The organism is Alkalihalobacillus pseudalcaliphilus (genome assembly GCF_028610675.1).
Classification (GTDB): domain Bacteria; phylum Bacillota; class Bacilli; order Bacillales; family Bacillaceae_D; genus Alkalihalobacillus; species Alkalihalobacillus pseudalcaliphilus.
Map to the genome: position 1 here is coordinate 931,000 of NZ_JAQQWS010000001.1, position 25,076 is coordinate 956,075.

A 25,076-nucleotide genomic window follows, 5' to 3' on the forward strand; every position below is an offset into this window, starting at 1 on the left:
TTTGTGAAGATACTCACATGCTCTCCACGTGTAGCTGTCATGTTCGGCTCTTTTTTGCGCCGTTACTCATCTGCTTCCCTCAAGTAACTGTCATGGTTAGCTCTTTTCTTACTGTTGAACCAAGTTTCCTATGAACATATAGAACAAAGTGCACCGTCAGTATATCCGGTGCACGTAACTGTTAATAATCGTTTGTTCCTGTTAATCCTTTAACGATAGAAACGCCAGCGCTTGCACCGATTCTTGTTGCCCCCGCTTCTATCATTTCTTTTGCCCCGTCAAGATCACGTACACCACCTGAAGCTTTAACTCCTACATTTGGACCAACGGTTTCTCTCATCAATTGAATGTCAGCTACTGTTGCTCCTCCAGTAGAAAAGCCTGTTGATGTTTTGACAAAATCTGCATGAGCAGCCACGGCAAGTTTGCACGCTAGTACCTTTTCTTCATCTGTTAATAAACATGTCTCAATAATAACTTTAACCAGAGCTTTTCCCTTTGCAGCGTTAACAACCGCTTCAATATCTTCTTGGACATATGCTGTATCGCCGGCCTTTAAAGCCGCGATATTAATGACCATATCCACTTCAGTTGCCCCATTTTCAATCGCATCTTTTGTCTCAAAAGCTTTTGTCGCCGTTGTTGTCGCTCCTAATGGAAAACCAATGACTGTACATACCTTCACTTCATTTGCTACATCTTTCAACTTGTCTGAAGCAAACTTAACCCAAAAAGGGTTTACACAAACAGAAGCAAAACGATATTCCTTTGCCTCGTTACAAAGTGTCATAATCTCTCCCTCTGTCGTATTGGCTTTTAATGCCGTATGATCAATATATCGTGCTAAATCCATCTATGAACACTTCCTCTCAACTTGTCCGAACCTCTTCCATTTTACCATAATCTAGAGTTATTCTCTAGACACAGCAAAAATTCATCCAAAACCAATCTCAATAGCAAAACAGGGAATGTAACTTCTTCAATAGTAGCGTTAACACAATAATTAATCCTTATCCTCTTGGAGCAATCTACACACACTCTACACCGATCCCGCTAAACTATCATGCTCAAGTAGCCCTAATGTGAAGCTACTCTCAAATTGTAGTTGCTTTTGTATGAAAGTGGACTAAAGCTCAAGTGCGGAGCGTTAATTGCCGCTACCGAAAATCATGATCCGAGTCCTATGGGGTGGCGCTGAGCTAACTGGCTTCACCGGTGGATCTCAGCTCTGCCACTACGTCCCATGGGAGTCTCCGCATGTTTTCGTCCGCTGGGTACTGCTGATTCTCAAGTACAAATAAGATCCATTAACAAAAAAACAAAGTGAATGAAATGCTATCAGTTAAAAAGCATAACATTACTTTCATCTTTATTGAAAAGTAATAAAAGTTAAAAAACCAACAAACATGAAAGTGTGGTTTTACTCTTTTACTGGTGGCTTTTCATTCAATATCGGTTTTGAGAATTCTCACAATTTGCTGTAGCCCCGCCACTTTTTGGGTGTTGCCGGGCAAGGGTTTTCCCAAAAAGATTCAGCGCACCGCACAAACAGCCACCAACAACAAAAAGAGATAATAGTAACCCCACCAGGTTTAGTATCTAAAATCCAAGTGTTTTTGGACCGTTAGCCAAGCTCGCTTGGCTTCTTCACGCCACTGCGTGAAGTTTTGAAAATCGAAATGAACCTTGAGAAATGAACACCACCCATTAAACTTCCATACAAAAAGCCATGCAGAGACAAACTCCACATGACTATTAGAATTCAATATTAGTTTGAAACAGCTTGTTTTAATCCCGCATCATCCTCATCCATGACGCGAACAAATTCACCCTCGCTATATGGATATCCAGGTTTCGTTACCTTCACCTTCATGATCTTTCCGATCATCGCTTCAGGTACTCTTACTTTAACTTTTAAATAATTATCCGTATACCCAATCAAATAACCACTATCAGGCTGATCCTTATCTACTTCTTCTGGAATCATTTCCAGTACATCTTGCTCAAAACGACTCGCATATTCCTTAGCAAGCTGATTAGAAAGCTCAATAAGCTTATGCACTCTTTGATTTTTCACTTCTTCATCCACTTGATCGTCCATCCTAGCAGCTGGCGTACCAGTACGCTTCGAATAAGGGAACACATGTAATTCGCTGAATTTATGCTTGGCAATAAAATCATATGTTTCCTGGAACTCAGCATCCGTTTCTCCCGGAAAACCAACAATAACATCGGAAGTAATCGCAAGTCCAGGTAATACACCTTTTAATTTTTCAATTCGCTCAGCAAAAAATTCCATCGTGTATTTTCGACGCATTCTTTTTAGGACTGTATTAGAACCCGACTGGATCGGAATATGAAGATGACGGACGACCTTTTCAGAACGATCAATCACATCAATGACTTCATCGGTTAACTGACTTGCTTCAATCGAGGAAATGCGAATACGTTTAAGGCCTTCAACCGTTTCCAAATCCTCTAACAATCGAGCTAAGCTATAGTCTTTCAAATCTTCTCCATAACCACCTGTATGAATGCCCGTTAAAACAATTTCTTTATAACCTGCTTCTACTAATTGATTGGCTTGGTTTAGAACTTCTTGCGGATCTCTAGAACGCATTAATCCACGAGCCCATGGAATAATACAGAATGTACAAAAGTTATTACAGCCTTCTTGAATTTTTAAAGAGGCTCGAGTTCGGTCTGTAAATGAAGGCACATCAAGCTCTTCGTAGACACGACTTCTCATTATATTACCAACACCATTAATCGGTTCTCTTTCTTCTTTAAACTGCTCGATATATTCAAGCATTTTCACTCTTTCCTGCGTACCAACAACGATGTCAACTCCAGGGATTGCCATAATTTCTGCAGGAGATGTTTGAGCATAACAACCCGTCACACAAATGACTGCATCAGGATTCTTTCTAATGGCACGACGAATCACTTGACGACTTTTCTTATCACCCGTATTCGTAACGGTACACGTATTAATTACATAAACGTCAGAACGCTTCTCAAAATCGACCTTCTCGTAATTTTGAGCTTTAAATAACTGCCAAATCGCTTCTGTTTCATAATGATTTACTTTACAACCTAATGTATGAAATGCAACTGAAGGCATTTTCTTCACCTCAATAATTCAAATTGATAAGATATTGCAGCTAACATATATAGGGAGGCCGTTTCAGTTCTTAATATTCTCGGCCCAAGTCCACATACTTTTGCCCCTTTATTATGTAAGGCTTGTACTTCTTCGGAATCAAGACCACCCTCTGGTCCGATAACAACTAAAATATGATTCCCGTCTTCTAGTTGATTTAATGCCTTAGCTAATTCGGCTTGTTCTCCACTTTTAGCTTGCTCTTCATAAGCAACAATAACCAAATCGTATTCCTGTACACGCTCAATCAGTTCATTCCAATTAATAGGATCGGCTATTTGAGGTATAACTAAACGATACGATTGTTCTGCTGCTTCCTTGGCGATTTTTTGTAATCTTTCCAGTTTCTTTTTTACTTTTTTAGCTTCCCACTTTACGATTGCTCGTTTTGACTGGAGTGGTATAAAATGAGACGCTCCAAGCTCCGTCCCTTTTTGGACAATGTAATCTAGCTTATCCCCTTTTGGCAAACTTTGAGCAACGGTCACATGTACAGGAAGTTCTGTCTCTACCTTTACTTTCTCTAGTACCTTCACTTCCACCTTTTCAATATCGACGGTAAGTAATTGACAGAGGAATGCTTCATGCTCTTGCTCAGAAACACAAATGATTTTGTCACCACTATTCATTCTCATCACACGACTTATATGCTTAGCATCATCACTTGTAATCGTAAAGCTCACTTCAGTCACTGACTTAACAAAATATCTTTGCAATACACACACCCCACCTTATAGCAGTTGAGGATTATGACTTTGTAGCAATGATCGCTACCCAATCGTCCATTTCAACAACTTCTTGAATCGTTAATCCAGCTTCTATTAAAGAGTCTTTCACTTCTTGTTTTTTTCTTTTTATAATACCAGACGTAATAAAAGCTCCACCTGGTTTAAGGATCGCTGCCGCATCTTGGGTGAATTTCACGATGATCTCCGCTAAAATGTTGGAGACAACGATATCATAAGGTCCATCAATCCCTTTTAATAAGTCATTTTGTTTGACCTCAATTTTATCGCTGAGTTTATTTAACTCAATATTCATTTGAGCACTTTCCACCGCTACCTCATCTAGATCTGTACTAAGAATGGAGCTTGCTCCAAGCTTTGCCGCAGCGATACTTAATACTCCAGAGCCTGTACCAACATCGACAATACGCTCATCTCCCTGTATTACTTTTTCTAAGGCTTGAATACATAATACAGTAGTTGGATGTGTACCTGTTCCAAAGGCCATACCAGGATCTAATTCAATAATCATTTCTTCTTCATTTGCTGTATATTCTTCCCAAGTAGGAACGATGGTAATCTTTTGTGAAATCTTCACGGGCTTGTAATACTTCTTCCAAGCCGTTGCCCACTCTTCCTCTTTCACTTCGGTCAAATTTATTTTATTTAACCCTAGATCAATATTATATTGAGATAATCCTTTTATTGAAAGTGTAACTTCTTCAATCGTTTCTGATAAAAAACTTGTCTCAGGGAAATACGCTTTGACAATGACACCTTCTTCAGGATAATCATCAGGAGAGAGTTGATAGATTTCACCGAAACGATCGCCCCATTCCTTTACAAGATCAGCTGGGTCCTCAATGACAACACCACTGGCACCTGCTTCATGTAATATGTTAGAGACAGGTTCAACCGCCTCCTGGGTAGTATGAATACTAAATTCAATCCATTTCATTATTTCTTCCAACTCCATCCTTCATGATTTCTCCATTAAACACTTAGTAAATTAATCGCCCTTAAATGCTCTCTTTACTTTCCCAAAAAAACTATCGTCTTGTTCATCAATCTTATTTCCTGATAGATTGGCAAAATCTCGAATCACTTCTTTTTGCTTATCTGTTAAGTTCTTTGGAATTACTACACGCACTTGAACATGTTGGTCACCTTGACCACGCCCATGAACATTCGGTACTCCTTTTCCACGCAATCGGAAATTCGTACCCGTTTGTGTCCCTGCAGGAATTTTTAATTTCACTTTACCATTTAAGGTTGGGACCTCAATTTCGTCACCTAAAGCTACTTGAGCAAAGGTTAACGGCATTTCACAGTAGATATCGTCGCCTTCACGTTCAAAGAACTCATGGGACTTCACATTAAATACGACAAATAAATCTCCCGGAGGCCCACCATTTGTTCCGGGTTCTCCTTGACCAGCCACTCGAAGTTGCTGTCCGTGATCGATACCAGCTGGAACTTTAACACTAATTTTTTTGCGCTTACGTACTTTTCCTTTACCAGCACATGTTGAACATTTATGTTTAATTTGCTTTCCTGTCCCCTCACAATGGTGACATACGCGGCGGTTGACAACGCGGCCAAATGGTGTGTTTTGTTCAACACTCATTTGCCCTGACCCTTGGCAGTGCGAGCATGTTTCTGGCTTTGTTCCTGGTTTTGCTCCAGAACCATCACATGTAGTACAGTTTTCTTCGCGTGGAATTTCAATTTCCGTATCTTTACCAAATACAGCCTCTTTAAATTCAACCGTCATCGTGTATTGAAGGTCAGCCCCTTGACGTGGTGCATTGGGATTTCTGCGACCCCCGCCACCGCCAAAGAACATATCAAAAATATCGCCGAAGCCACCAAAATCACCAGAACCAGCTCCGCCAAATCCTTGATTTGTAGCTGCATGACCAAATTGGTCATATTGTGATTTCTTTTGAGGGTCACTTAAAACATCATAAGCTTCCTTTACTTCCTTAAATTTGGTCTCAGCATCTGCTGCTTTGTTGACATCCGGATGATATTTCCGCGCAAGCTTTCTGTACGCTTTTTTCATCTCATCAACAGAAGCACCCTTTTCAACGCCGAGGACATCATAGTAATCGCGTTTACTCATTTCATCCACTCCCCGAGACTATTATCAACATTGGTTTCTTCATCCTATTATTCCTACTAATTAGAAGTGACGTTTATTTGTTGCCGCTCCACTAGTCCATAACGTACATCTTACCATCACTTTTTATCGCTGTGCAAGACGCATATTCAATCTCCTTGAAAAAAGTCAAAGCCATTAAGCTGACTTTGACTTTTGCCAAGTTCATAGGGGATGAACTCCCCTACCAATTAAGATCGTATTACTTTTTGTCGTCGTTGACTTCTTCGTAATCAGCATCCACAACATTATCATCAGATTTTGTTTGTTGACCATTCTCTTCTCCACCAGCACCTTGTTGTGCTTGTTGAGCTTGAGCTGCTGCTTCATACATTTTCGTTGTAATAGCTGTTAATACTTCTTGAAGCTCATCTTTCGCCGTACGGATTTCATCTAAGTTGTTCGCTTCAATAGCTGCTTTTAACTTATCTTTTGCCGCTTCTGCTTTTTCCTTCTCACTTGCATCAACCGCTTCTCCCACGTCTTTTAACGTCTTTTCTGTTTGGAAGACAAGTTGATCGGCTTCATTACGAAGCTCTACTTCTTCACGACGCTTTTTGTCATCTTCAGCGTTTGCTTCTGCATCTTTAACCATTTTGTCAATTTCTTCATCAGATAAACCAGATGAAGATGTAATCGTAATGGACTGCTCTTTATTTGTTCCTAAGTCTTTCGCTTTAACATTTACGATACCGTTCGCATCAAGGTCGAAGCTCACTTCAATTTGTGGAACACCACGTGGAGCTGGTGGGATATCCGTTAATTGGAAACGACCTAATGTTTTATTATTAGCTGCCATTTCACGCTCACCTTGTAGGACATGAATGTCTACAGAAGGTTGGTTATCAGCAGCTGTAGAGAATACTTGAGATTTCGAAGTTGGAATCGTCGTATTACGCTCAATTAATTTTGTAAATACGCCACCCATTGTTTCAATTCCTAATGAAAGTGGAGTTACATCTAATAATACAACATCCTTAACATCACCAGTTAAAACGCCCGCTTGAACAGCTGCACCTAAGGCAACAACTTCATCTGGGTTAACACCTTTATGAGGATCTTGACCTGTTAACTTCTTAATCGCATCTTGTACAGCTGGAATACGTGTTGAACCACCAACTAATACTACTTTATCAATTTCTGAAGCAGATAAGCCAGAGTCAGATAAAGCACGTCGAGTTGGTGCCAAAGTACGCTCTACTAAATCAGAAGATAACTCTTCAAATTTCGCACGACTTAAGCTTACTTCTAAGTGTTTAGGCCCTGTTTGGTCTGCTGTAATAAATGGTAATGAGATTTGTGTTTGAGTTACACCAGATAAATCTTTTTTCGCTTTTTCTGCGGCGTCTTTTAAACGTTGCATCGCCATTTTATCTTGAGAAAGGTCAATGCCGTTATCCTTCTTAAATGATTCAACTAAATAGTCGATAATAACTTGGTCAAAATCGTCTCCACCTAGTTTATTGTCACCAGAAGTCGCTTTTACTTCAAAGAATCCATCGCCAAGTTCAAGGATAGAAACGTCAAATGTACCGCCACCTAGGTCATAAACAAGAATCGTTTGATCTTCTTCTTTTTCTAGTCCATAAGCAAGCGCTGCAGCCGTTGGCTCATTGACGATACGTTCCACTTCTAAACCAGCAATTTTTCCAGCGTCTTTTGTCGCTTGACGTTGCGAGTCATTAAAGTAAGCTGGAACCGTGATAACCGCTTTAGTTACCGTTTCACCAAGATAAGCTTCTGCATCTGACTTTAATTTTTGTAAAATAATTGCAGAGATTTCTTGAGGTGTGAATTCTTTTCCATCAACTGTCTCTTTATGGTCTGTACCCATATAACGTTTGATAGACATGATTGTATTAGGGTTCGTAATGGCTTGACGCTTTGCTACTTCCCCTACTAGACGCTCTCCGTCTTTAAATGCTACGACAGATGGTGTTGTGCGGTTTCCTTCTGGGTTTGGAATGACAGTTGCTTCTCCACCCTCCATAACAGCCACACAAGAGTTTGTCGTTCCTAAGTCAATTCCGATAATTTTACTCATTTTTTTGTGCCTCCTATTAATTTGTATGTAATTATGCGTTTACCTTTACCATTGATGGGCGAATGACCTTGTCTTTGAGCAAATAGCCTTTTTGTAATTCTGCCACAATTTGGTTGGATTCATAACCCTCTTCTTCAACTTGCATAACAGCTTGATGACGATGTGGATCGAAGTTCTCTCCAACAGTTGGAATTACTTCAATACCTTCATTTTTAAGAGCTTCCTGTAATTGACGATAGACCATTTCCATTCCAGTAAGCAATGATTTCGCTTCTTCGTTTTCAGGCTCCACTAAAAGAGCACGTTCGAAGTTATCTAAAACAGGTAAAAGCCCTTCGATAACATTTTGCGATCTATATTTAGCCGCCGACTCTTTTTCCTCACGAGAACGACGTCTGAAATTATCATAATCAGCTTGAACTCTTAAGATACGTTGATTTAAATCAGCCACTTGCAATTCGAGCTCAACTTCCCTTGAGTTAACTTGTCTGGCGTTCTCATCTGTAGAATCATCCGTTGTTTCTTCAGAAGTTTCTTGTTCAGTCACTTCCTCAGCATGTTCCTCTACAGTCGCTTCCATTTCTTCTGTTTCCTTCTTCATTAAAATCACCTCCTCTTAGAGTAAACTTACTCAAGCATAACCTAATTATCTCTTATACGAGACAAAAGATAATTAGGTTTCTTATCTCATTTATGATGGGATATTTTTTAACGATGCCTCGTTAATATCTTCGTTAAATCTTTTGAGATCATATCAACAACACTCATGACCCGCCGATATTCCATACGAGTTGGCCCTATAATACCAATGGTACCCATATGGCGACCAGCCACTTCATAGCTAGCTGTAATCATACTAATATTATCAAATGCCTTATGTTCATTTTCTTGACCAATTCTCACTTGAAGCCCTACTTTATGAGAACGTAGCACCTCATTCATAAGATTATCTTGTTCTAACATCTCAAAGAGTACTCGAACCTTTTCAATGTCTCGAAACTCTGGTTGATTTAATAAATTCATCTTCCCGCTATAGAAAACTTTATCCTGTTTCTGAATATGGAAAGAACGATTAAGCATATTCATAAATGGTTTGTAATGTGAAACATGTTGACGCATCACATTAGCCACTTCAGTTGCTAGCTTATTTTTCAGTTCAAATAACGGAACACCAACTAGACGGTCATTTAAAATATTAACTACCATTTGCATGTCCTCGCCCATCATATTAGGCGGGATGGCAATCGTTTGATTTTCAACATGACCCGTATCAGTCACTAAAATTAAAATAGCCGATACGTCTGTTAATGGGATAATTTGAATACTTCTTAGCCTCGTATCAAAAACTTCAGGTCCTAACACAATGGATATATAGCTCGTCATATTAGAAAGTACTCTTGCAGAATGTTGGATTACATCCTCTACTTCCTGAATACGTTCATTAAAAACGGTCTGAATATCAGCCTCTTCTTCTATCGTAAGACTCTCTGGCATCAGGAGATGATCGACATAATATCGATAACCCTTTTGCGACGGAATACGCCCTGCAGAACTATGTGGTTTTTCTAAAAAACCTAATTCCTCTAAATCCGACATATCATTACGGATTGTCGCAGAACTAAAGGAGATATCATCACGCTTTGAAATGGTTCGTGAACCAACAGGCTCCGCTGAGCGTACATAATCGTCTACAATCGCATGTAAAATTAACAATTGTCTCTCTGTTAGCATTGATTATCACCCCTGTTAGCACTCTTAGCACCTGAGTGCTAAATCTATTGATAAATTATCAAAAAGAGCGTAATTTGTCAATCATATTTACTTGAAGTATTAGAAACATTTTCGTCTATGACAAGCTTCTCTTCTTCAAGTACAGCTAAAAATTGCTCAAATACCTCATTACCTAACAAGAGACCTTTGTCACTAAGACGAATACCTATGTCTGTATCTTCAATAAGTAACCTTTCCCTTAATGTTTTTAGCTGATTAGCAAACAATTGCTCATAATCGAGTTGAAAATCGTTAAGGAACTGATGTCGATTTAATCCTTCCCTTTTCCTCAATCCTAAAAACATATATTCTTCAATTTTCTCAACGAGTGGTACGAAATGCTCTTGTAGCCGAGGTAGTTTATTTTCTTGAATCGCTTTTAAATATTTGGGAAGTGGTCCGTGATTATGAAAGCGAACCCCTTGCAAATATCCATGAGAACCTGCCCCAAAGGCATAATATTCTTCATTATTCCAATAAACCAAATTGTGCTTACTCTCTAAGCCAGGTTTGGCAAAATTACTAATTTCATACTGAGTATACCCATGTTTGCTCGTTTCATTTCTTAGTCGTTCATACATACGAACTTCGTCTTCCTCAGGAGGTAAGCTTAACTTCCCTTTTCTTTGTCGATTAAAGAAGACTGTCTTTTCTTCAATTTTCAAAGAATACGCAGAAATATGTTCCACGCCAAGTTCGAACGTTTTCTTTAAAGTATTTACAAATTGCTCAACAGATTGGTGCGGTAATCCAAACATAAGGTCGATCGAGATATTTTGAAACCCTGCCGCTCGACTCGTTAAAATAGCTTGCCTGATATTTGCCTCTGAATGTGTTCTTCCAATAGCTTGAAGTAACTCTTCATCAAAGGTTTGTACACCTATACTTAAACGGTTCACACCATATGCATGTAAGACTTCTAAACGGTCTTTCGTTGCACTATCAGGATTGACTTCCACCGTGAATTCTTTCACTTCTTTAAGAGCAATTCGCGTTTGTAAGCCAGCCAATAGTTTTTCTAACTGCTCAGCTGTTAAAGCTGTCGGTGTCCCCCCACCAATATATATCGTATCTAACCTTAATAAATCGGAGATACTCTGTTTATCTTTGGTTAAATCTATTTCTTTTAATAATGCCTCTATATATTCATTAACAGGCTGATTTTTTAAAAATACTTTATTAAAATCGCAATAAAAACAAATTTGCTCACAAAAGGGAATGTGAATATACGCTGCTTTTGCCATACTTCCCCTCCTCTAACCTTTGATAGAAAAACCGCAGGAGAATAACCCCTGCGGCTTGACCTCATTAATCATCCATTCTTAAAACAGCCATAAACGCTTCTTGCGGTACTTCTACACTTCCAACAGACTTCATTCGTTTCTTACCTTCTTTTTGCTTCTCAAGTAACTTACGCTTACGAGATATGTCTCCACCGTAACATTTCGCTAATACGTTTTTACGCATCGCTTTAATCGTCGAACGGGCAATAATTTTTTGGCCAATACTTGCTTGAACTGGCACTTCAAATTGTTGACGAGGTATAAGTTCTTTTAGTTTTTCTACAATAATCTTCCCACGCTCATAAGCACTATCACGGTGAACAATAACAGATAATGCATCAACCGTTTCCGCATTTAATAAAATATCCATTTTCACAAGCTTAGACTGTTTATAACCAATTAATTCATAATCAAACGAGGCATACCCTTTTGTATTAGACTTCAACTGGTCAAAGAAATCATAAACAATTTCAGAAAGCGGAATTTCGTATACGATTTGCACACGATTTTCATCTAAATATTGCATGTCGCCAAAAATACCACGTTTACCTTGACAAAGTTCCATCACCGCTCCAACATAATCATTCGGTACCATGACTTTCGCTTTGACATACGGCTCTTCAACATATTCAATTTTTTGAGCATCTGGCATGTTAGCTGGGTTATCCACTTTTAACTCTTCACCATTTGTCATAGTTACATTATATATAACACTTGGTGCTGTAGTAATTAATGTAATTCCAAATTCACGCTCAATACGCTCTTGAATAATCTCCATATGCAGTAATCCTAAAAATCCACAACGGAAGCCAAAACCTAATGCTTGAGATGTTTCAGGCTCATATTGTAGGGAAGCATCATTCAATTCTAGACGTTCTAGTGCTTCTCGTAAATCGTTATATTCATTCGTATCAATTGGATATAAGCCACAGTAAACCATTGGATTCATTTTCCGATAGCCTGGTAACGGCTCAGTTGCAGGATTTTTCGCACTCGTAATCGTATCACCTACACGGGTATCTCCTACATTTTTAATCGCCGCGGATAAGAAACCTACATCTCCCACCGTTAATTCATCACGTTTTTCAGCTTTAGGTGTAAATACACCAAGTTCTGTCACTTCAAATTCTTTACCAGTTGCCATCATCCGAATTTTTTGTCCGGGCCTTACAGTCCCCTCAATAATTCGAATATAAGCAACGACTCCACGATAAGAGTCATATAAAGAGTCAAATATTAAAGCCTTTAATGGACCATCCGGATCACCAGTTGGTGCAGGAACTTTTTCAACGACCTGCTCTAAAATCTCTTCAATACCAATGCCATTTTTGGCAGAGGCCAAGACAGCATCCGAGGCATCTAAACCAATCACATCTTCGACTTCTTGTTTCACACGGTCAGGCTCCGCACTTGGTAAATCAATTTTATTGATGACAGGTAAAATTTCTAAGTCATTATCAAGAGCCAAATATACATTCGCTAGTGTCTGTGCTTCAATACCTTGGGCCGCATCTACGATAAGTAAGGCACCTTCACAAGCAGCTAAACTCCTTGAAACCTCATATGTAAAATCGACATGTCCAGGTGTATCAATAAGATGGAAAATATATTCTTCGCCATCTTTTGCGGTATATGTTAACTGGACAGCATTTAATTTAATCGTAATTCCACGCTCACGCTCTAAATCCATAGCATCTAACGTTTGTTCTTTCATTTCTCGATCAGTTAAAGCACCTGTTTTTTCTAAAATACGGTCAGCCAAGGTTGACTTCCCATGATCAATATGAGCAATAATGGAAAAGTTACGAATCTTTTCTTGCCTTGCTCGACGCTGTTCATTATTCATTCTCGTCACTCCTACTATACGTACAACATAGACTAACCCTCATTATAGCAACCACATCGTTGCTGTTCAATCTTTTTCATTGGGATTAGCCAATTAATTCTTTTTTTTGAAACGACGGCCATCTTTTTGGTCCCCTGTACGTGTATCAATCGGCACTACCCCCACCGACTACTCCCGTAAACAATTGGTTCGCATAGCCCATAACGGACTCAAGCACAACACGGCTTCCTTTATTAAATGATGTTGAAAGTTGTTCACCTAGGTCAGAGAAGAAGTTAAAGCTACCAAGCTCTTCTCTTTTTGCTCGTTTTTCTAATAAGTCTTCATTGGCTCCTGTTTTTGTCACTTGTCCCACTTTAGTTTCTTCTTTCTGCTCCTTTTCATGTGTTTCATGTGACTTTTCCTCGCTATTATTTTTCAAAGGAACAGGCGTGGACCTCCCTGCTTGTTCATTCATGTATTGAACACCCGCCAGTAAACCAAAAGCTAAAACGAAAGTAAAAAGACATGTATAGATTAGAAATTTCTTCATTTTTATGCCCTCCTCTAATTTGTGCATACAATGACTACTCGGGCTTACTCTCGCTTTTTCCATGAGTAACCCCGCGTATTTTCGTTTTCTCGGGCTTACTCTCACTTTTCTCATGAGTAACCCCGGGCATTTCTCTTTTCTCGGGCTTACTCTCGCTTTTTCCATGAGTAACCCCGCGTATTTTCGTTTTCTCGGGCTTACTCTCGCTTTTTCCATGAGTAACCCCGTGCATTTCTGGTTTCTCGGGCTTACTCTCACTTTTCTCATGAGTAACCCCGGGCATTTCTCTTTTCTCGGGCTTCCTCTCACTTTTCTCACGAGTAACCCCATGCATTTCCCTATGATTAAATACCTCAGCTGTTTCGGAAGGTTAGCAAATTAATTTTTGTTTGACGAAACTGTTTTTTCATTTGTTCATACTATATGTTCACGCTCGTCCAGTTAGAACCTAAAAAAACCTCCGAGGGTTAATGCCCTCAAAGGCTCGTGTTATTGATTTACATTTCTTTTAGCAATATCAGTGAGTATAAGCTCCTGTATTCCCTTGGTTAATCGATTTATGCAGAGCTGCATTAAGTCCTGCCGCAATGACATTGGCCATATCCTCAATAAAATCATCGACTTCTTTTGGAGTGACCATTAAATTATGACCTAAAGGAGATAAAACCTCACGAATTAATTGTCTCTTTTCTTCTTCTTCTAAATTTCCGATCATCCCCATAATCGTTTGTCTTTTATTTTCATCCGGTAAATCTTCATCCGTTAGCGTACGTTGCTCACCAAAAGTCATGCCTGCTGGCACCAACCCTCGTGATGGGGCACCACCTTCACGCATTTCCTTACCAAAATGTTTTAAAACAAAATCGATCGTGTCGCTTGTAATCGATACCGCATCTACTACTGTTGGAATACCTACGGCGATTACAGGAATTCCTAATGTATCACGACTCAAATCTTTTCTCTTATTACCAACCCCACTACCAGGATGTATGCCCGTATCAGAAACTTGAATCGTCGCATTTACTCGCTCAATTGAACGTGAGGCTAACGCGTCAATAGCGATAACAAAATCTGGTTTGGTTTTCTCAATAATACCAAAAATTACATCGCTTGTTTCAATTCCTGTTAACCCCATAACACCAGGCGATAAAGCACTAACTGGTCGGAATCCATCCTGTACTTGCTCAGGAGCTAGTTCAAACAAATGTCTCGTAATCAAAAGATTCTCTACGGCAATCGGACCTAGGGCGTCGGGTGTAACATTCCAGTTACCTAGCCCAACGACTAAGCATGTATGCTCTTCTTGGATACCAACTTCAACTAAAAATTGATGGAAGTGCTCTGCAAAAACTCGCTCCATCACAGCTTGCTTTTCCGTATCTTTTTGCCTAATAGCTTGGGATTCAAATGATAAATACTTACCTGGCTTCTTTTGCAGCCTCTTGGCACCTTCCTCTGAAATTTCGACTCTTGTTATTTTAACACCATCGACATCATCTTCTATAACGGTTACTCCATCAACAGATGATTGGTTTATACTTTGCGGTACTTGTTGATTCTCTTCAAGAGCAATTTGATGTGCCTCTACTGCTAAATCTGTTCGTATTTGATATTTTGACAAATCAAGTTCTTTTTCATTATACATTATTTATACCTCCACCTCTAAAAATAAACGGTATGAATAGCGTTTCCTTCTCGTTTTGTTTTCATTCTTCTATTGCAATTAGTTGCTTTTTTTGATAGAATGCAGATTGTTGTATTGATAGTATTCGTGATATTATCATGGCCTTGAATAAAGGATAAAACGACTCTTACTTTATTGTTAGAGAGTAAGTTGAAACAGCTACTGTTTCTTCAGGAGGTGAAAGGTATGCCAAATATTAAATCAGCAATCAAACGTGTGAAAACAAATGACAAGCAACGTGCGCAAAACATCGCGATTAAATCAGCTCTTCGTACAGCAGTTAAAAACTTTGAAGCTACTGTAGAGGCTGGTAATGCAGAAAATGCGAAAACAGCTTTTGTTACAGCTACTAAAAAGCTTGATAAAGCAGCGAACAAAGGTCTTATTCATAAAAATGCAGCATCTCGTCAAAAGTCTCGCCTAGCGAAGAAATTAAACAGTGTAACTGCATAATAAGGACCAAAAAAAGTGATGAGAAGTTTTCTTCTCATCACTTTTTTGTACGAAAGTGACGCTAATGATTATGTGCGGAGCTCTGCTTGCCGCTACCGAAAATCATGCTCCGAGACAATCACATGGCGTTGAGCTAATCGGCGTAGCTCGAAGACCAGCTACCGGTCCTCCCACCACGTTTCACTGGAATCTCCTCAGGTTATGACTAATTCTCAGGTTTAAAATGTAGCTCGTCCACATTCTTTATTACAAAAAGATTCTAAAGGATATATTTTACTTTTCCATCATACCAAACTTACGAATCATACTTTTTTTAATCTCGATGTTGTTCAATACCGAGTTTTAGAATTAATAGTTCTACGGCAAATACTTTTTCCATTTTTCCGGTCTTAATGGCGTAATCGGTATCTGCAGCTAACTCTATTAATTGGTAAAGTTTCCCCTTGTTAAAATGGTGTAATTTCTGCACTGTTAATTTAACTACATAAGGATGTAGCTTTAATTGACTGGCCATTTCTTTTTGCGAATAACCCCGTTGATGTAATTCTTTTAGTTGATAATAAATTCGGAATTGCCTCGTTAAGAGGGCTAAGATTTTTAACGGCTCTTCTTTTTGCCTCAGTAAATCGTGATAAATGACTAATGCTCTGTCGGTTTGTTTCGTAATGGCAAAATCAATTAAAGCAAAAATATCTTGTTCTAACGTTCGTGCAACAAGCGTTTCTACATGCTCCGTTGCAATCTCTCCACCTTCTCCTACATATAAGCAAAGCTTCTCAACCTCTGACGCCAACATAAGTAAATTCGTGCCGATCCGTTCTATGAGTGTATTCTTTACTTCGGTTGAAATTTTCACTTGCCTTTCTTTCATTTGTTCGTCTATCCACGAATGTAAAGATTGTTCATCCAACGGATTTGCTTCAACGATTTGAGCTTCTTTTTTCAATAGCTTCGTCAATTTTTTCCGCTCATCCAGTTTTTCATATGGTGCTTGGATGACAACAATTGTTTCAGATAACGGATTTTGCATATAACGTTCAAGTACATCAAAATTATGTTCGAGTCTTGACTCAACTTTTTGACTAGTTACGGCATAAAAGTCACGAATAATAACTAGTTTCCTGCCACCAAAAAAGGAGACCGTTTCTGCTTCTTCAATAATTTGTTCAATAGGGGTATCTTGAAGCCTATAGGCGATGTTATTTGGTTCTTGCTGTTGGGACTCATGAAGCTTTTTTAAGATACTTTGATTTAATTCTTCCATGATGAAAGCTTGTGTTCCATATGTAAAATAAACAGGACTAAGTTTTCCTTGTTCTATTGATTTTTTTACTTGTATATAGTTCATTTTTAATCCCCAGACTTTATGTATTTCTATTTTAATGCTATTCATTTAAGCTTATTGAATAATGCAGGTATACACAAGTATTTTTTATGTGAAAATTACAAGGATAGTGCACATTTCTCGAGATATGTTGACCTTTCGGTCTTTGTTTTTGACCGTTTTTGAAAAGCGAAATGACCTCACAGACGAATGATTTCGTCTAAAGGTTCATTTCGCTTTTCAAAGGTCCAAAAACACTTGATTTTAGATACTAATCCTGATGAAATACTACACATTTTTTTGGTTGGTGGTGTTGTGCGGTGCGCTGTATCTTTTTAGGAAAGCTCTTGCGAGCTCTTTCCAAAAAAGTGGCGGGGCTACGGCAAAGTGCGAGAATCCTCAAAACCGTTTATGAATGAAAAGCCACCAGTTAAAGAGCAAAACCACACTTTCATCTTTGTTGGTGGCGGAGCTGTTTTAGAGGTCGCACAAAACTAGTTAGAATATGTAGCTTGTTTTTCCTGAAGAATGAAGAAGGAGGATCCCAGTTTCCGTAAAACTGACATCCCCCCATTTATGATAAACGCATAGCGAGGATCCTAGGTATTCTTCGCTATAACGATAATCATCTCTTACTGTGTATCATATCCTATGCATTCCTCTTCTATAGGTGACAACTCTTAACAAAGTAGCCAGTACTCTTTATGTATACGGATCTCTTTTTTGTAAATATTAAACGTGTATATGTTAGTTATTTCAAACATTCGGGTATATAAAAGTAAACGTCGATTTTGTGAATTTTATTATATGCTCAGTCAATAATTACTACTTTTAAGAAAAACTAAATGACTGTGATCTAGATTTTTCAAATAGCTTCACGTATACTATAGGTTGTATAAGGAGGGATCAAGATGAATCATTTTGAAGAAGATGTTCAAGAAAAGCGCAATGATGCCATTGATTCTGGTGTAGGATTCATTGCTTCTTTTGCCTTTTTTGCCTTAGTATTTATTATTGCCCAAGCCGTTGATGTGGTTAGCTTCTTTTAAGAATCTACATAATCAATGCTTGAATGAAAAAGCTCAAGTACCTCATTTGGTCATTGAGCTTTTTCTCATGGCTTCACCTTTCCTCTTCCTTTAACATCGTTTCTATCGTAATCTCGCCATCGTTCAATAAAATTTTAACTGCCCCATCCAAATCCGTTCGGTATAGAAATATACCTTGCTTTTCCATCCGTTCAACAATTTGTGGGTGTGGATGACCGAAACGATTATTCCTTCCCGCAGAAACAAGCGCTACTTTCGGTTTGACTTGTTCGAGGAATTCTTGAGTCGATGATGTTAAGCTTCCATGGTGACCAACTTTTAAGAAATCTGCTTCAAGATTTGGAAATTGACGGATTATGTGTTTTTCAACCGACTCCTCTATATCTCCAGTGAAAAGAAAGCGATACCCTTCTATCTCGGCAAATAATACAATAGAGCGGTCATTCCTCCCCGACTCATGAGCTGTAGGTGATAACACATAAAAATGAGCATCACCTACCGACCAATGAAAGCCCTGCTCAACAAAGCTCAACTCAGGTTGAAAATACTTCCAATTAGAGAATAAAGCTAACTCACCGTCATCTAATTCTCCTTTAGGATACATAAGTTCTATCACCTTCACTTTATCCATGACTGCCATCGCACCACCAGCATGATCATAATCGCCATGACTAATGATTAATTTATCAATTTTCTGAATACCTTTCGCTTTTAAAAAAGGAACGACCACATCCGCACCTACCTCAAATTGACTTCTACTTTTTTTCCATTCCTCCTCAGCAAAACGGATCGTTCCACCTGTATCAATTAAGTACACACCCCGGTTTCTTGGCAACTCAATCAAAAAACTATCACCTTGACCGACATCGATCATCGTAATCTTCGTTATTTTGTTCAAATACGGTTCTACAAGGAAAGTGCCCAGCGCACTTATGCCTATCAAAAAGCTGGCTAGCGTATATCGATAGCTTCTCTTCTCCCACGCAAGCAATAGAAGAGCAATTAAAATCGTTAAAACAATCAACCACGCTAACGACGGCTTTCCAAACGTCATATAATGAAAATCCCAACCCTCTACCACAATTAACCAGCTGTGCACAGATGATAACACGAAAATCATACCTTCTAAGAGCCATCCGGACAAAAACGGCCAAACAAAGCCTGTTAAGTAGATAAAAAAGACATACGGCAAAATAATTAAACTGATAAATGGAATGTACACTAAATTTAAGGGGATTTGTAACCAAGATTGCTCAAAAAAATGATAAAGCATAAAGGGGAATGACAAAAGCTGTGCGAGAGCAGATACAATGACCAATTGACTCAAATAGTTCGGATAACGAGCGTTAATCGTTTGACTAGAAATAATTAAGCCAAATGAAATCAGAAAGGAAAGTTGAAAACCTAATTGAAATAAAGCATAAGGGTTAATGCCTAAATAGAGCATAAAAACAAATGTAATAATATAAAAAGACGGTAGCCTTCTTTTAAGACGTAAAGAAAGGAAAACGATAAAAGTCATACAACAAGCCCTTACAACCGGTGGTGCCGCACCAGCTAAAATCATATAAATAGGTAAAAGACACATGATAGTGACTTGTGCACGTTCTTTCGGGATACCTATACGTATTAGTAAAAAATAAATAGCAGAGAATATAAACCCTACATGTAGGCCAGAAATAGCTAATAAGTGAAAGACACCTAGTCTTTGGTAAGCGGTTAATATTTCTTCTTCAAAAAACATCCTTTCTCCAAACAGCAAAGCGATAATCATACCCGCTACAGATGTATCTAATTCAGCTTCTAAACGATACATTTGTTCCTGCCTAAACGTCTCTAGCCGTTGTATAAGATGACCCTGCCGTTCAATACATTGTAATGATGGAGCATTAGCTTCTAATATCCAATGAGTACGTTGATAATATAAGAACTCTTTATAATTAAAACTATAAAAATTAGTGGCAACAGAAGGTTCAACAAGGATGGCCTCAACATAACACCTATCACCAGCACTTATTTGTTTAAAAGCGAATTGCTCCGTCTCTACTTTTACATAACTTCTTAATTGCAGACTCTCTCCTTGTTCTGTTTTCACTTGAACAAGAACACGATTTCCATCAACTTTTGGTGTCTTTAAAATTTCAATCCAACCAGCAAAAGCACCAGCTTCATATACAGAGTCGTTCGAGTAATCAAACAATAAACCAATTGTCGCAAACGTGCAGCATATAAAAATAGCAAGGAAATATTTTTTGAATGAGGGTAAATTCAGAAGTGATAGGAAGATAAGAAACATGCCGAGCAAAAGGAAAAGAAAGATACTCGGTCCTTTTACACCAAAAGAAATCCCGAGTATCGTTGCTAATACGCAGATGAATAAATAATGATTCAAGGCCTCAACCCCTTAAGGTTTTGTCGGTGTATACAACTTCCTTGTTTTCTCAATCATCTCTATTAATTGTTCGTGATCGACCTCGACCTCTTCTAATCTACGTAATAAATCAGTCGTAAGCTGTAGCTTTTCTTGATAATTACGGTCAAGCACGACTTCGTCTAATTCCACTTGTTCTACTTCAATACCAGCCTGTTCAAACAATTCTAAGGCGTATGGATGGTTTTTATAGTCCGTATCATAGTACACCTTTTTAATACCAGCTTGAATTAATGCTTTTGAACAATGCACACACGGAAAATGAGTGACGTATATTTCTGCCCCTTCTGTGGGTACACCGAATTTAGCACATTGTAACAAGGCATTTATTTCTGCATGAATCGTTCGTATACAATGGTTATCAACCACATAACATCCTTTATCTACACAATGGTCACCACCTGAAACAGATCCGTTATACCCACCTGCAATAATTCGTTTATCACGCACGACAGTGGCTCCAACCATTAAACGCGTGCACGTACTACGTAAAGATAATAGTTGACTTTGTGCCATAAAATATTGATTCCATGAAATTCTCTCCATTTTCATTCGCACCTTCCTGATGTTCAAGCTTAAAGGCTTGTCTACTAGCTCGTTTAGTGAAGCTCCTTCGAAATCGTCAAACCATCATTTAACTGTAATTAAATCTTTAAGTTGTTCAAATGACTTTTCTCCAAAACCAGAAACATTGGTTAGTTCCTGAATATCTGTGAACTTTCCGTGTTCGTCACGATATGTAATAATTTGAGTCGCTTTGGAAGGCCCTACTCCCGGTAATCGTTCTAATTCAACTTGAGTTGCGGTATTAAGGTTGATCAGGACTTCATCTTGGTCTTGAGACGCAGCTAATTGAGCAATAACCTCAGCTTGGTTGTCCTCATCTGATTGAAAGGGAATATAAATAACCATTTCATCCTCAAGTAATGAAGCCAAATTTACTTGTAGATCATCGGCTTCGTCACTAAGCCCTCCTGCCTTTTCAATTACTTCATGGATTCTATCACCCTGCTCCATCACATAAATCCCCGGTATTTTTACCGCACCTTTAATATCGACAACCACTTCTAAAAGATCTTCTTGCTCTTTGTCATGATTCGCCTCTTCGTCTGTTTTACCTTCTTCTAAAAACGCCCAACTATTCGCTTCCTCTGCTTGAGGTTTATCTCGATTAAATACAAATGTAAATAATCCTAAGCTAAAAATGACCATCAAACCTGAAGCAATCAAAACTAACCATTCACGTATAGATAACTTCTTCATTTTGACACCTTCCTTTGTATGAAGTTACCGAGCACACTTTCGTTGAGTAACTGCCTTATTAAATAGCTTACATGCACATTACGTCTGCTCTTTCTTTGTGTAATTGTGTTATCGAGCATTTTCCCAAACTACTCATAAACGTTGCCATTACACACATCTTACTTACGACGAGATCACATAGATTCGTGTTCATCAAATGTATGAAAGCACCCCTGCTACTTACCCGCTTCCTTAAAGATCTAACTATAGCTTTGAATAACACATCTTTGTCTCATCTATTTTACTAATAATATAATTAAGCAACAAGAATTAACTTAATGGACATTTTTATTTTTGTATTGATTCATATCTGGGGCTATAAGAACATAAAGTTATTTATAGTGTTGAACGCATCAATATGGACGAAATAGCAAAGGGGGGAATACCATGAGAATTGGCGTTATCGGAACTGGTAGTATGGGTACAGTTTTAATTGAAGCATGGATCGATTCAAAAAAAATGAGCCCTGAATCCATCAACATCTACAATCGTTCATCGCACAAAGCGGAGAGGATCCAAAAACAATATCCCTCCATTCATTTGTTTTCTAATCCTGTTAATGTCGTTCAGAATTCTGAAATTATCTTTATTTGTGTCAAGCCACACCATTTTCCTGATGTGATTGATGCAATTGCACATAAGCTAGAAAATGAACAAATCGTCGTCTCCATTACAAGCCCCATCACTGTTGAACAACTGGAAGAGCAACTAAACTGCAAGGTAGCTAGAGTCATACCTAGCATTTTGAATCGTGTAAGTGCAGGCTCTTCTTTAGTTAATATTGGAAGAAGATGTTCAGAATCTGACAAAGAAACAATTATCGAATTGATGTCCTCTATTTCTGAACCACTTTTTATCGATGAAAATATTACACGTGTTGCTTCTGACATTTTATGTTGCGGACCTGCATTTTTCAGTTACTTATTGCAAGAGTTCATTAATGCAGCAGTAAGGCAAACCGATATTTCAAAGGAAGAAGCAACGATTTTAGCTTCAAATATGTTAATTGGAATGGGTCAATTGATTGAAAAAGGGCATTATTCTTTAGATAGCTTAAAAGAAAGAGTATGTGTACCTGGTGGGATTACCGGGGTGGGCTTGCAGGTGCTTGAAGATGAGACAGGGTCGATGTTTGATCACCTTTTTCAAGAAACGCATAGAAAATATTATGATGAGCAAGAAAAGTTAAAAATCATGTTTAAGACCTAACATTTTAGCTAAACTGTCCTCTTATGTTCACGGAGGACAGTTTATTTGTACTTAAAAGTTAGCTGTAAATCAACGGAGGCATCGATTTGCTCATCACCAAAGTTTTTTATTCTTAGGCTATCTTTTTCGACAGAAACAATGTTTTTCCTGCTTATTTTTTAATGGCTTTGAAAAAGATTCTTTCACTTTGATCATTTGGTGTTTCATCTGTAAAGTCAGCTGTAATTTTTTCTATAGAAAAACCCGCTTCTATTAACCATTCTTCGTATTGCTTAATCTCATAGGTTCGTTGTTTATGAAGCTCATCAAACCGTTCATACTTCCCTAGCGAATCTCGCACGAAAAATGTCAATTCATGCTCTACACTGTCCGGCCAATCGCCTTCAAAAGAATTCCAAATATATGAAATCTCTTCTCCTGGCTCTGCATGTGTGTCTTCTATATAACGTGTTATTTTATACAGGCTGTGTACGTCAAATAAAAAATATCCGCCCTGCTTTAACTGCTTGAAAACAGCGGCAAAGGTTCGTTGAACATCCGTCTCATTTTCAAGATAATTGATGGAATCACAAAATGCACAAACGATATCAAATTGGCTCATTAACGTCATCTCGGACATATCTTGCTCGATAAGAAAAGGCTTATACCCCGCTTTTTCCGCTTTAGCGTGGGCGACCATCAGCATTTCAGCTGATAGATCAAGCCCTGTAACCTCAGCTTCTTTTTTGAGGAATGAAAGAAGTAATTCACCTGTTCCACAGCCTACGTCTAATACCTTGTGGCCTTTTAGAGAGTCTTTTCCAACTGTATCTAATACAAATTCTAGCCAGTTATCGTAAGGTGCCTCTGCCATTAATTGATCATAATAATGGGCAAAAGTTAAATAGTTCATTTCTTCCCCTTTTGATAAGTCCAACCATCACGCTGTTCAATTTTTCCTTCTTTCATTAACTTACCTAAAGCACGCTTAAAAGCGGCTTTACTAATTTGAAAACGTGCCTTGATATCTTCCGGTGGGGTTTTATCCGTGTATGGCATTGCACCACCACGATTAACAAGATACGTATAAATTACTTCAGAATCATCATCTTGGCGTTCCGTTCTAGACCCACGTAAAGTAATATTTACTCGTCCATCAGGTCTTACATACTGAACTCGCCCTTGTACAAATTCTCCATAACGTAAAGCTCTTGTCATTTCATTATTATGGATAAATGCCAAATAACCTTCTTGCGTTAAGAGTAATGCACCCTCATCGAGAAAATGATATACATATCCAGCAACTTCTTCGTCTTTCACTGATTCTGGTGCTTTCTCTGACATTTCCTCAATCGGACCGCCTTTTAAAAGCCTAGCCATCATTCGACCACGCTTATCCCATGTAATAGTTACAGGGAGACGCTCGCCTTTTCTTGGCCAAAGATCACGATCTTCAGGCAATTCATCCATGGATAAAAATAAATCACGCGAAATCCCATTATACATAAACACACCATGCCCAGTGCGAACAGAAACAACTTCCAACCATGCATACTCGCCAACCGAAATAATCGGCTCTTTCATCGTTGCTGCTAGTCGGTTTTGGTGGTCTAAATATAAAAACACCTGAACTTTGTCTCCATTTGCCACATTACCCACAACATCGTTATTGTGAAGAAGCACATCTTCTGCACTGGTTGAAAGAAAATAACCAAAATCAGTTTTACGATCAACGGTCAACTCCGCCATATATCCTGGCTTTAGTTCCATCAGTCCAATACTCCTTCTAACTCAATGATAGCCGCATCTCCCCAAAGCTTTTCCAAATTATAATAAACACGTTCATCTTTATGGAAAATGTGGACAACCACATTACCTAAATCGATTAATACCCACCTCGCCGTGTCATACCCTTCTAAGCGCTTAATATCAATTCCTTGTTCTTGAGCTACTTTTTTCAACTCATGGGCAATTGCTTGTACTTGCTTTTCTGAATTACCATGACAAATAACAAAGTAATCAGCTATTAATGAAACACCTTTCATATTTAACGCAACAATATTTGCTGCTTTTTTATCATCTATAGTTTTAACGGCTAGTTCTAACATTTTATCTTCTAAC

The 25,076-nt window shown here is 38.5% G+C and carries 23 protein-coding genes; 3 read left to right on the plus strand and 20 right to left on the minus strand.

Annotated elements, in window-relative coordinates; genetic code table 11:
• Nucleotides 1-181 precede the first annotated feature (181 nt).
• The 13 genes from deoC to gpr form a co-directional block, all read right to left on the minus strand.
• On the minus strand, nucleotides 182-853 hold the full coding sequence (gene deoC, locus PQ479_RS04560) for a deoxyribose-phosphate aldolase (RefSeq protein WP_047988822.1): 672 nt from the start codon (nucleotides 851-853) through the stop codon (nucleotides 182-184).
• 915 nt (nucleotides 854-1,768) lie between these two features.
• The gene (gene mtaB, locus PQ479_RS04565; RefSeq protein WP_047988821.1) at nucleotides 1,769-3,124 is read right to left on the minus strand and encodes a tRNA (N(6)-L-threonylcarbamoyladenosine(37)-C(2))-methylthiotransferase MtaB; all 1,356 of its coding nucleotides are present in this window, start codon (nucleotides 3,122-3,124) and stop codon (nucleotides 1,769-1,771) included.
• Between the two features lie 5 nt (nucleotides 3,125-3,129).
• Entirely contained in the window at nucleotides 3,130-3,888 is a 759-nt protein-coding gene (locus tag PQ479_RS04570; protein ID WP_420535521.1) for a 16S rRNA (uracil(1498)-N(3))-methyltransferase, read from the minus strand.
• Nucleotides 3,889-3,910: 22 nt separating this feature from the next.
• Nucleotides 3,911-4,846 (minus strand): 50S ribosomal protein L11 methyltransferase, encoded by a 936-nt coding sequence (prmA, locus tag PQ479_RS04575; protein WP_047989555.1) that lies wholly within the window; start codon nucleotides 4,844-4,846, stop codon nucleotides 3,911-3,913.
• A 51-nt stretch (nucleotides 4,847-4,897) separates the two neighbouring features.
• Nucleotides 4,898-6,013 carry a molecular chaperone DnaJ gene (gene dnaJ / locus PQ479_RS04580; protein ID WP_047988819.1) on the minus strand — a complete coding sequence of 372 codons (1,116 nt, stop codon included), beginning with the start codon at nucleotides 6,011-6,013 and terminating at the stop codon, nucleotides 4,898-4,900.
• Between the two features lie 238 nt (nucleotides 6,014-6,251).
• Nucleotides 6,252-8,093 (minus strand): molecular chaperone DnaK, encoded by a 1,842-nt coding sequence (gene dnaK, locus PQ479_RS04585; RefSeq protein WP_047988818.1) that lies wholly within the window; start codon nucleotides 8,091-8,093, stop codon nucleotides 6,252-6,254.
• 31 nt (nucleotides 8,094-8,124) lie between these two features.
• Nucleotides 8,125-8,700 carry a nucleotide exchange factor GrpE gene (gene grpE / locus PQ479_RS04590; protein ID WP_273716858.1) on the minus strand — a complete coding sequence of 192 codons (576 nt, stop codon included), beginning with the start codon at nucleotides 8,698-8,700 and terminating at the stop codon, nucleotides 8,125-8,127.
• A gap of 101 nt (nucleotides 8,701-8,801) precedes the next feature.
• On the minus strand, nucleotides 8,802-9,824 hold the full coding sequence (gene hrcA / locus PQ479_RS04595; RefSeq protein WP_047988816.1) for a heat-inducible transcriptional repressor HrcA: 1,023 nt from the start codon (nucleotides 9,822-9,824) through the stop codon (nucleotides 8,802-8,804).
• A gap of 77 nt (nucleotides 9,825-9,901) precedes the next feature.
• Nucleotides 9,902-11,107 (minus strand): radical SAM family heme chaperone HemW, encoded by a 1,206-nt coding sequence (gene hemW / locus PQ479_RS04600; RefSeq protein ID WP_047988815.1) that lies wholly within the window; start codon nucleotides 11,105-11,107, stop codon nucleotides 9,902-9,904.
• 64 nt (nucleotides 11,108-11,171) lie between these two features.
• Nucleotides 11,172-12,992, minus strand: coding sequence for a translation elongation factor 4 (gene lepA, locus PQ479_RS04605; protein WP_047988814.1), 1,821 nt, complete (start codon nucleotides 12,990-12,992; stop codon nucleotides 11,172-11,174).
• 145 nt (nucleotides 12,993-13,137) lie between these two features.
• The gene (locus PQ479_RS04610) at nucleotides 13,138-13,524 is read right to left on the minus strand and encodes a DUF3679 domain-containing protein (protein WP_047988813.1); all 387 of its coding nucleotides are present in this window, start codon (nucleotides 13,522-13,524) and stop codon (nucleotides 13,138-13,140) included.
• Nucleotides 13,525-13,558: 34 nt separating this feature from the next.
• Nucleotides 13,559-13,807 (minus strand): hypothetical protein, encoded by a 249-nt coding sequence (locus tag PQ479_RS04615; protein WP_273716784.1) that lies wholly within the window; start codon nucleotides 13,805-13,807, stop codon nucleotides 13,559-13,561.
• 234 nt (nucleotides 13,808-14,041) lie between these two features.
• Entirely contained in the window at nucleotides 14,042-15,169 is a 1,128-nt protein-coding gene (gene gpr / locus PQ479_RS04620) for a GPR endopeptidase (protein ID WP_047988811.1), read from the minus strand.
• Between the two features lie 225 nt (nucleotides 15,170-15,394).
• On the opposite strand from gpr, the gene rpsT reads away from it, so the two are divergent.
• Entirely contained in the window at nucleotides 15,395-15,661 is a 267-nt protein-coding gene (gene rpsT / locus PQ479_RS04625) for a 30S ribosomal protein S20 (protein WP_047988810.1), read from the plus strand.
• A 313-nt stretch (nucleotides 15,662-15,974) separates the two neighbouring features.
• Here the strand turns inward: rpsT and holA are convergent, their stop codons facing one another.
• A complete protein-coding gene (holA, locus tag PQ479_RS04630) occupies nucleotides 15,975-17,009 on the minus strand; it encodes a DNA polymerase III subunit delta (RefSeq protein ID WP_047988809.1) in 1,035 nt (344 codons plus the stop codon).
• 887 nt (nucleotides 17,010-17,896) lie between these two features.
• On the opposite strand from holA, the gene PQ479_RS04635 reads away from it, so the two are divergent.
• Nucleotides 17,897-18,034, plus strand: a complete 138-nt coding sequence (locus PQ479_RS04635) for a YqzM family protein (RefSeq protein ID WP_047988808.1) — start codon at nucleotides 17,897-17,899, stop codon at nucleotides 18,032-18,034.
• 73 nt (nucleotides 18,035-18,107) lie between these two features.
• Here PQ479_RS04635 and PQ479_RS04640 read toward each other — a convergent pair whose 3' ends face one another.
• The 3 genes from PQ479_RS04640 to PQ479_RS04650 all read right to left on the minus strand — a co-directional run bounded on the left by PQ479_RS04640 (nucleotide 18,108) and on the right by PQ479_RS04650 (nucleotide 21,728).
• Entirely contained in the window at nucleotides 18,108-20,426 is a 2,319-nt protein-coding gene (locus PQ479_RS04640) for a DNA internalization-related competence protein ComEC/Rec2 (protein WP_053070397.1), read from the minus strand.
• 12 nt (nucleotides 20,427-20,438) lie between these two features.
• Nucleotides 20,439-21,011 carry a ComE operon protein 2 gene (locus PQ479_RS04645; RefSeq protein WP_047989553.1) on the minus strand — a complete coding sequence of 191 codons (573 nt, stop codon included), beginning with the start codon at nucleotides 21,009-21,011 and terminating at the stop codon, nucleotides 20,439-20,441.
• Nucleotides 21,012-21,095: 84 nt separating this feature from the next.
• Nucleotides 21,096-21,728, minus strand: a complete 633-nt coding sequence (locus PQ479_RS04650; RefSeq protein ID WP_047988807.1) for a helix-hairpin-helix domain-containing protein — start codon at nucleotides 21,726-21,728, stop codon at nucleotides 21,096-21,098.
• 426 nt (nucleotides 21,729-22,154) lie between these two features.
• Here PQ479_RS04650 and comER point away from each other — a divergent pair, with 426 nt between their 5' ends.
• Entirely contained in the window at nucleotides 22,155-22,976 is an 822-nt protein-coding gene (gene comER / locus PQ479_RS04655) for a late competence protein ComER (protein ID WP_047988806.1), read from the plus strand.
• 151 nt (nucleotides 22,977-23,127) lie between these two features.
• Here the strand turns inward: comER and PQ479_RS04660 are convergent, their stop codons facing one another.
• The 3 genes from PQ479_RS04660 to rsfS are packed head-to-tail and all read right to left on the minus strand — an operon-like array spanning nucleotide 23,128 to nucleotide 25,063.
• The gene (locus PQ479_RS04660) at nucleotides 23,128-23,868 is read right to left on the minus strand and encodes a class I SAM-dependent DNA methyltransferase (RefSeq protein WP_047988805.1); all 741 of its coding nucleotides are present in this window, start codon (nucleotides 23,866-23,868) and stop codon (nucleotides 23,128-23,130) included.
• Nucleotides 23,865-24,725 (minus strand): CvfB family protein, encoded by an 861-nt coding sequence (locus tag PQ479_RS04665; RefSeq protein ID WP_047988804.1) that lies wholly within the window; start codon nucleotides 24,723-24,725, stop codon nucleotides 23,865-23,867. The genes PQ479_RS04660 and PQ479_RS04665 overlap by 4 nt, the downstream gene beginning before the upstream one ends.
• The gene (gene rsfS, locus PQ479_RS04670) at nucleotides 24,725-25,063 is read right to left on the minus strand and encodes a ribosome silencing factor (protein ID WP_420535537.1); all 339 of its coding nucleotides are present in this window, start codon (nucleotides 25,061-25,063) and stop codon (nucleotides 24,725-24,727) included. Before rsfS ends, PQ479_RS04665 begins: the two co-directional genes overlap by 1 nt.
• Between the last annotated feature and the right edge of the window lie 13 nt (nucleotides 25,064-25,076).

Excerpts from the sequence above, each read along its gene's own strand:
- dnaK (WP_047988818.1), bottom strand. The coding sequence starts at position 8,093 with ATGAGTAAAATTATCGGAATTGACTTAGGAACGACAAACTCTTGTGTG.
- lepA (WP_047988814.1), bottom strand. The coding sequence starts at position 12,992 with ATGAATAATGAACAGCGTCGAGCAAGGCAAGAAAAGATTCGTAACTTT.
- mtaB (WP_047988821.1), bottom strand. The coding sequence starts at position 3,124 with ATGCCTTCAGTTGCATTTCATACATTAGGTTGTAAAGTAAATCATTAT.
- PQ479_RS04635 (WP_047988808.1), top strand. The coding sequence starts at position 17,897 with ATGAATCATTTTGAAGAAGATGTTCAAGAAAAGCGCAATGATGCCATT.
- holA (WP_047988809.1), bottom strand. The coding sequence starts at position 17,009 with ATGAACTATATACAAGTAAAAAAATCAATAGAACAAGGAAAACTTAGT.
- PQ479_RS04615 (WP_273716784.1), bottom strand. The coding sequence starts at position 13,807 with ATGCCCGGGGTTACTCATGAGAAAAGTGAGAGTAAGCCCGAGAAACCA.
- rpsT (WP_047988810.1), top strand. The coding sequence starts at position 15,395 with ATGCCAAATATTAAATCAGCAATCAAACGTGTGAAAACAAATGACAAG.
- gpr (WP_047988811.1), bottom strand. The coding sequence starts at position 15,169 with ATGTATAATGAAAAAGAACTTGATTTGTCAAAATATCAAATACGAACA.
- dnaJ (WP_047988819.1), bottom strand. The coding sequence starts at position 6,013 with ATGAGTAAACGCGATTACTATGATGTCCTCGGCGTTGAAAAGGGTGCT.
- comER (WP_047988806.1), top strand. The coding sequence starts at position 22,155 with ATGAGAATTGGCGTTATCGGAACTGGTAGTATGGGTACAGTTTTAATT.
- hrcA (WP_047988816.1), bottom strand. The coding sequence starts at position 9,824 with ATGCTAACAGAGAGACAATTGTTAATTTTACATGCGATTGTAGACGAT.
- prmA (WP_047989555.1), bottom strand. The coding sequence starts at position 4,846 with ATGAAATGGATTGAATTTAGTATTCATACTACCCAGGAGGCGGTTGAA.
- rsfS (WP_420535537.1), bottom strand. The coding sequence starts at position 25,063 with ATGTTAGAACTAGCCGTTAAAACTATAGATGATAAAAAAGCAGCAAAT.
- deoC (WP_047988822.1), bottom strand. The coding sequence starts at position 853 with ATGGATTTAGCACGATATATTGATCATACGGCATTAAAAGCCAATACG.
- PQ479_RS04660 (WP_047988805.1), bottom strand. The coding sequence starts at position 23,868 with ATGAACTATTTAACTTTTGCCCATTATTATGATCAATTAATGGCAGAG.
- PQ479_RS04650 (WP_047988807.1), bottom strand. The coding sequence starts at position 21,728 with ATGAAGAAGTTATCTATACGTGAATGGTTAGTTTTGATTGCTTCAGGT.
- PQ479_RS04610 (WP_047988813.1), bottom strand. The coding sequence starts at position 13,524 with ATGAAGAAATTTCTAATCTATACATGTCTTTTTACTTTCGTTTTAGCT.
- PQ479_RS04645 (WP_047989553.1), bottom strand. The coding sequence starts at position 21,011 with ATGGAGAGAATTTCATGGAATCAATATTTTATGGCACAAAGTCAACTA.
- PQ479_RS04665 (WP_047988804.1), bottom strand. The coding sequence starts at position 24,725 with ATGGAACTAAAGCCAGGATATATGGCGGAGTTGACCGTTGATCGTAAA.
- hemW (WP_047988815.1), bottom strand. The coding sequence starts at position 11,107 with ATGGCAAAAGCAGCGTATATTCACATTCCCTTTTGTGAGCAAATTTGT.